Source organism: Actinomadura sp. NPDC048032, assembly GCF_040653175.1.
GTDB lineage: Bacteria > Actinomycetota > Actinomycetes > Streptosporangiales > Streptosporangiaceae > Spirillospora > Spirillospora verrucosospora.
The window spans coordinates 1-5,822 of record NZ_JBEZJP010000477.1; the positions used below are offsets into that span (position 1 = coordinate 1).

Consider the following 5,822-nt stretch of genomic DNA (forward strand, 5'->3'; position numbering starts at 1 on the left):
GGCGAGCTGTCCTTGGTAGAGGCGCGAGCCATCCGTCAAGACGAATTCGCGGCGTTGGCTTCCTTTTGGTTGTCACGAGCCGCCCCTGAGGAACCGCCTTTCGCCGTCCGAGACGACAAGAGGACATCGAAGTGTTCGTCAGAGCGTCTCCGCCTCGGCAGAGTACAGCATTCCTGGTGGTCGCGGCGCATTTCGCCCGCAGCCGCCTCCGTGCGCCTCCGGAAGGCCGAGAGCTGTGCCGCGCCCCTCCGGGGTAGCGTTTTTAAAAGGGCCGGATGGTTCAGAAGGAACGGCTGAGGGAGGCATGGAAACGGGGTCCATGCTCCTTGCCGGAGCACGGACCCCGCCGGTGCGTCAGATCGGTCAGTTGTTCCTGCCCCAGACGTAGACGGCCAGGCTCATGGCGAGGAGGCTCGCCCAGCTGAACACCGCGCGGACGGTGTTCCACGCCGTCCAGCGGCCGGAGTAGTCCGACCAGATCTTCGCCGCCTCGACCGCGTCCTTCGGGATCGCGACGCCGTCCAGGACGTCGTTCATCGGGATGTTGACCGCGAAGCTCGGGAGGAGCGCCCCCGCGAAGTACAGGCCTGCGGCGGCGAAGAAGAGCAGGGCCGCCGACTTCTGGTCCAGGGTGAGCAGCAGCACCCCCGCCGCCGCCGCCAGAACCGGCACCAGGAGGAACATCGCCACGAAGACCGGGTTCTGGATCCTCTGGTTGATGCCCTGCATGGCGTCGATCGCCGAAGCGGGCCGCGCCGCGTTCAGCCCGGGCATGACGCCGGTGGAGAAACCGAAGAAGGTTCCGGCCATCCCGGCCGCCATGATGATGGAGAGGGTCGCCGAGACGCCCGCGAGAGAGAATTTCATGTCGTCCGGTCCTCAGGTCAGTGGTTCCAGATGCCGCTGGCGGCGGTTTCGCGCGCGTACTCGGAGAAGTCGCGCGGCGGGCGGCCGAGGGCCCGCTGGACGCCGTCGGCGGGCCGGGCGTTGCGCCCGTCCAGCACGGTCGTGAACAGGTAGGTCAGCAGGCCGACGACCTCCTCGGGCACGCCGTGCTCCCGGAGGGCCGCCGCGTTCTCCTCCGCGCCGACGGGAACGAAGGCGACCTCGCGTCCCGCGGCGCGGCCGATCTCGGCGACCGCCTCGGCGAACGTGAGCGCCCGGGGCCCGGTGACCTCGTACACCTGCCCGGCGTGGCCGTCCCGGGTGAGCGCCTCGACCGCGACGTCCGCGATGTCGTCGGCGTCCACGAACGGCTCCGGGACCTCGCCCGCCGGGAGGACGACCTCCCCGGCCCGCACGGGGTCGAGCAGGTAGTCCTCGCTGAAGTTCTGCGCGAACCAGCTCGCCCGCACGACCGTCCAGGCCAGGCCGGACGCCTGGACGATCCGCTCGCAGTCCCGCGCCTCGGGCTCGCCCCGCCCCGACAGCAGGACCACGCGCCGCACGCCCGCGTCCACCGCCGCACCCGTGAACGCGCGGATGGCGTCGGGGGCGCCGGGAACGGCCAGGTCGGGGTAGTAGCAGAGGTAGACGTTCTCGACGTTCCGCAGGACGGGCGCCCAGGTGGACTCGTCCTCCCAGTCGAAGGGCGGGGAGGCCGACCGCGAGCCCATGCGCACGGGGAGGTCCAGGGCCTCCAGCCGCTCGACGACGCGGCGGCCGGTCTTGCCGGTCCCGCCGAGGACGAGGGTGAGGCCGCTTTCGATGATTCCGGATTCGCTGTTCGTCATGCCCTGAAGTCAACAGCCGGGCGGTTCCGGCCACCATGGTCGAGGCGCTCGCCCGCATACGCCAGCGTCTACGCTGGCCTCCATGGACGCCCTGGCCGAACTCCTCGACGGTCCGCGCGCGCGGGGAGCGTTCATGCTGCGCTCGACCCTCGCGCCGCCCTGGTCGCTCCGGATCCAGGACGAGGCGCCGCTGACCCTGCTCTCCATGGTCAGGGACGAGGCCTGGCTGGTCCCCGACGACGGTGATCCCCAGCGGGTCGGCCCCGGCGACATGGTCATCTTCCGGGGGCCGGACGCCTACACCGTCAGCGACGACCCGGCGACCGCGCCGCAGATCGTCATCCATCCCGGCCAGCGCTGCACCACCCCGGACGGCACGAGCCTGTCGGAGGCCATGGACCTCGGCGTCCGCGCCTGGGGCAACGACCCGGACGGGCCGGCGGTCATGCTGGTCGGCACCTACCAGATGCGCGGGGCCGTCACGCAGCGGCTGCTGGCCGCGCTGCCCGCGATGGCGGTCGTCCGGGGCGACGCGTGGAGGTCGCCGCTCGTCGCCGTGCTCCAGGAGGAGATCGGCAAGGACGAGCCCGGCCAGGACGTCGTCCTCGACCGGCTCCTGGACCTGCTGCTCATCGCGACCCTGCGCGCCTGGTTCTCCCGCCCGGACGCCGCCGCCCCGGGCTGGTACCGCGCCCACGGCGACCCGGTCGTCGGGCCCGCGCTCCGGCTCCTGCACGACGACCTGGCCTATCCCTGGACGGTCGCGGACCTCGCGGCCGGGGTCGGGGTGTCGCGCGCGGCGCTGGCGCAGCGGTTCGCGAAGCTGGTCGGCGAGCCGCCCATGGCCTACCTCACCGGCGTCCGCCTCGCGCAGGCCGCCGACCTGCTGCGCGAGACGGACGCGACGCTGGAGGCCGTGGCCCGCCGGGTCGGCTACGGCAACGCCTTCGCGCTCAGCACGGCCTTCAAGCGCGAGCACGGCGTCAGCCCGCAGGACTACCGCGCCGGGGCGGCGACCGCCCGACCGCTAGCGCGGGACGTACAGATGCCGTCCACCTGCGCCGAGCCCTCGTAGAAACCTCGGGCGATGAGGCGCCGCTCAGCCTCGGCGGTATCGCCTCGGCCTCGGTCGAGGTGGAGCAGCAGGCCCGATATGGGCAGAGGGTGTGGTGTGCGTCATGCGTCTGCCTCGTAGACGGATGACGGAGGGGCCGGGACGCTCTCCTCAGGCCTCGAACCGGTCGGAGCGAGCGGGATGCGCAGGACGAAACAAGCGCCTCGCGGGGAGTCCTCGACCTGGAGGGTTCCGTTGTGGGACTCGGCGACGGCTCGGCAGATCGCCAGGCCGAGGCCGCTCCCATGGGGATCGCGGCGGCGGCCCTCGCGCAGACGGACGAAGGGCTGGAAGACACGCTCTCTGTCGCCGGGAGGGATTCCCTTCCCGTCGTCCAGGACGGTGACCGTCGCCTGTCCCTCCGATCGGCCCACGGTCAGGTGAACACTGGTGCGGGTGTGGCGTTGGGCATTGACCAGAAGGTTCGTCAGAACCCCGGTCAGTTGTACCTGATTGCCGAGGACGGCGGCCTCATCGGCGGCGTGCACGACGATGGGAGGCCCGCCGCTCACCCTTTCGGCTTCCGCACGGGCCAGTGCGTTCAGGTCCACGGGCTCGACCGCTCGCCGCCCTGAGCTGACGTGAGCCAGCTCCAGCATCTCGTCAATGATCGCCTGAAGTCGTTCGGCCGTCACCAGAGCGCCCTGTATCCCCTCGCGGCAGTCGGCATCGGGAGCCAGCAACACCTCTTCCAGGTGCGCCCGCAGGCCGGTGAGCGGTCGGCGCAGTTCGTGGGAGACCATGGATCCGAACCGGCGCTGGCGTTTGGTCGCGTTCTCCAGCTTGGAGATTCCCTGGTTCGCAGTGCGAGCGAGGCGAGCGATCTCATCGTCACCCGGCGGCTGCGTGAGACGACGGCTGAGGTCGCCGATGGTTATCTCGGCGATCTGCTTCCGCATCGACTCGACCGGGCGCAGGGTGCGGCCTACCACCCACCAGGTCCCCCACCCCGTCAACCCGACGGCGACCAGCACGATGGCGGCGGTCATGGCATGGAGCCGAGGCGCGTCCAGCACCGCGGGCCGCGGCATGGCCGCATAGACGACGTGGGTGTCGCCGTTCCACAGCGCTATCGTCCTCTGCGGGGAGACCCGGCTGGCCGTGAGCATGAGGCACTGGCCGTCCGCGCATTGGACCCGGTTCTGTATCTGGTCGTCGAAGGGCGGCCAGAGCGTGCTGATCGCGGGACGGCCGCCGGCGGCACGGCTCGCCGCCACCACCCTTCCCCGGGGATCGACCAGCTGGAGGTAGGGCACGCGCGAGGTGGCGCTCGGCTGCCCCGGCTTGGGCGAGTTCATCGAGCCGATCCACTCGCCGGCCACACGTTGGGTCTCCTTGAAGGCCGCGTTCTCGATCCTGGCGCGGACCGCCTGCTCGACGCCGATCCCGAGGGCGCCGAAGGTGAGCAGCGACAGCACCACCATGACCAGACTCAGGCGGGCCCTGACGGAGGTGATGGCGAGTCGTCGCAGAGTCCCTGAAACCATCACATGCACTGTGCCTCGCCAGGCAGTCAAACACGTCCAAAAGTATGCAAATACTGTTCATACACTGGCGGCGCGTGGATTCGACCATCAGTTCGTTGTGCCGCGAGAAGAGGTGCTCACCGCAGCCCGTGAGCACGGCGGCGAAGTTCCGCGATGCGACACTCCTTCCCATGCGGCGCCCGACGCCGCCCGCGCTCCCACCGTGCCCAGCACCGAGGCCGGCGGAACGCGTCGTCCTCGCATCAGCCGCCGGCCCTGCCCGGCACGTCGGCGTGCTGCTCCCGCCCGTGAAGGGGGGCCGCACCGCGTCCACGACGACAAGGGCAAGGTCCTGCGCCTGGACGGAAAGTGGCCCCTCTCGAAGAGGAGGGCCACTTTCGTTGGGGAGACGCCCCCCACACCCGAATGCCGAGCCCCGGCAGGTCTGCCCCCTCAGCGGTGCCATGATCAATCGTTTATGAGACCCCTCGGCCGTTCCTCGCGGAGCGGCGAACCGGTTCCAGGTGATCATGCTTTTCCGAGGCGGGCTCGATCAGATCTTGTAGGCCGCGAGGGTCTCGGGAGCGAACAGATCGGTCGGCGTGAGCAGTTCCGGCGTGAGCCCCTGTTCGTGTGAGTACCGCAGAAGGGTACGGAGGGTGGTCTCGTTGGAGGCCATGCCGTACGGCCAGTAGTCGGTGACCATGGCGGCCTTGGTGCGCTCGATGTCGTCATAGAGCCAGGGAAGGGCGTAACGCAGGGCATTGGTCTCGCCAATGCGACGCAGGGCATTGGCGCGGGCCCTCTCGAAGGCCTCGTACAAAGAGCGGGCGAGCCAGGGGCGGCGGTCGTAATGCTCGCGCCGCAGGACCAGGGTGTGCATGATCGGAAAGATGCCGGTGTCGGCGTAGTACTGCTCCTCCACCTCGCGGGGCCGGGGGAACAGGCGGCGGATGTCGGGGTGGCCCTCTGCGAATGGCAACGGCATCCGGGCGCTGTAGAGGGCGGCGATTTCGCCGGCCAGGAGCATACCGGTCAGAGTCTGTCCGGGTTTGACGGGCGTGACTTCGACACCGATGCGGTCGGGCAGGGGAATCTTCTCGACCCGGCCGGGTTCGTGTAGACCGCCGGTGCGGTAGTGGACGGCGGTGAACGGCAGATCGTGGCGTTCGGCGAGGATACCGCGTATCCAGACGGCGGCGGTCATCTGGTACTCGGGGACCCCGATCTGCCGTCCGGCCAGGTCGGCGGGATCGGTGATCCCCGAGGCGGCGTTCACGTAGATGCCGTTGTGGCGGAAGGCGCGAGAAGGGAAGACGGGAATCGCGATGAAGTCTCCGGACGTGGCGAGGTTCATCACGTAGGAGGAAAGGGAGAGTTCCGCGGCGTCGAACTCCTTATGCCGCAGCATCCGGTAGAAGTCCCAGGGGAAGGGGCCGTCGTCGGCGACGTGGCGCAGGAACATCTCCCACTGGGTCTTGAAGCCGTTGTCGAACTCGGTGTTGTCGG

General features: G+C 69.8%; 5 protein-coding genes. 1 reads left to right on the forward strand and 4 read right to left on the reverse strand.

Annotated features, from left to right (window positions below):
- Positions 1-363: 363 nt before the first annotated feature.
- Positions 364-867 carry an anthrone oxygenase family protein gene (locus tag AB0C69_RS36770; protein ID WP_360360187.1) on the reverse strand — a complete coding sequence of 168 codons (504 nt, stop codon included), beginning with the start codon at positions 865-867 and terminating at the stop codon, positions 364-366.
- 17 nt (positions 868-884) lie between these two features.
- Positions 885-1,733 (reverse strand): NAD(P)H-binding protein, encoded by an 849-nt coding sequence (locus tag AB0C69_RS36775; RefSeq protein WP_345186747.1) that lies wholly within the window; start codon positions 1,731-1,733, stop codon positions 885-887.
- Between the two features lie 82 nt (positions 1,734-1,815).
- Between AB0C69_RS36775 and AB0C69_RS36780 the strand changes: the two genes are divergently transcribed.
- Complete coding sequence (locus AB0C69_RS36780) at positions 1,816-2,808, forward strand: AraC family transcriptional regulator (RefSeq protein WP_360360190.1); 993 nt, start codon at positions 1,816-1,818, stop codon at positions 2,806-2,808.
- 101 nt (positions 2,809-2,909) lie between these two features.
- Here AB0C69_RS36780 and AB0C69_RS36785 read toward each other — a convergent pair whose 3' ends face one another.
- Both AB0C69_RS36785 and AB0C69_RS36790 read right to left on the reverse strand, forming a co-directional pair.
- Positions 2,910-4,271, reverse strand: a complete 1,362-nt coding sequence (locus tag AB0C69_RS36785) for a HAMP domain-containing sensor histidine kinase (RefSeq protein WP_360360193.1) — start codon at positions 4,269-4,271, stop codon at positions 2,910-2,912.
- Positions 4,272-4,866: 595 nt separating this feature from the next.
- On the reverse strand, positions 4,867-5,822 hold a 956-nt coding region (locus tag AB0C69_RS36790), incomplete at its 5' end, for an ABC transporter substrate-binding protein (RefSeq protein WP_360360196.1).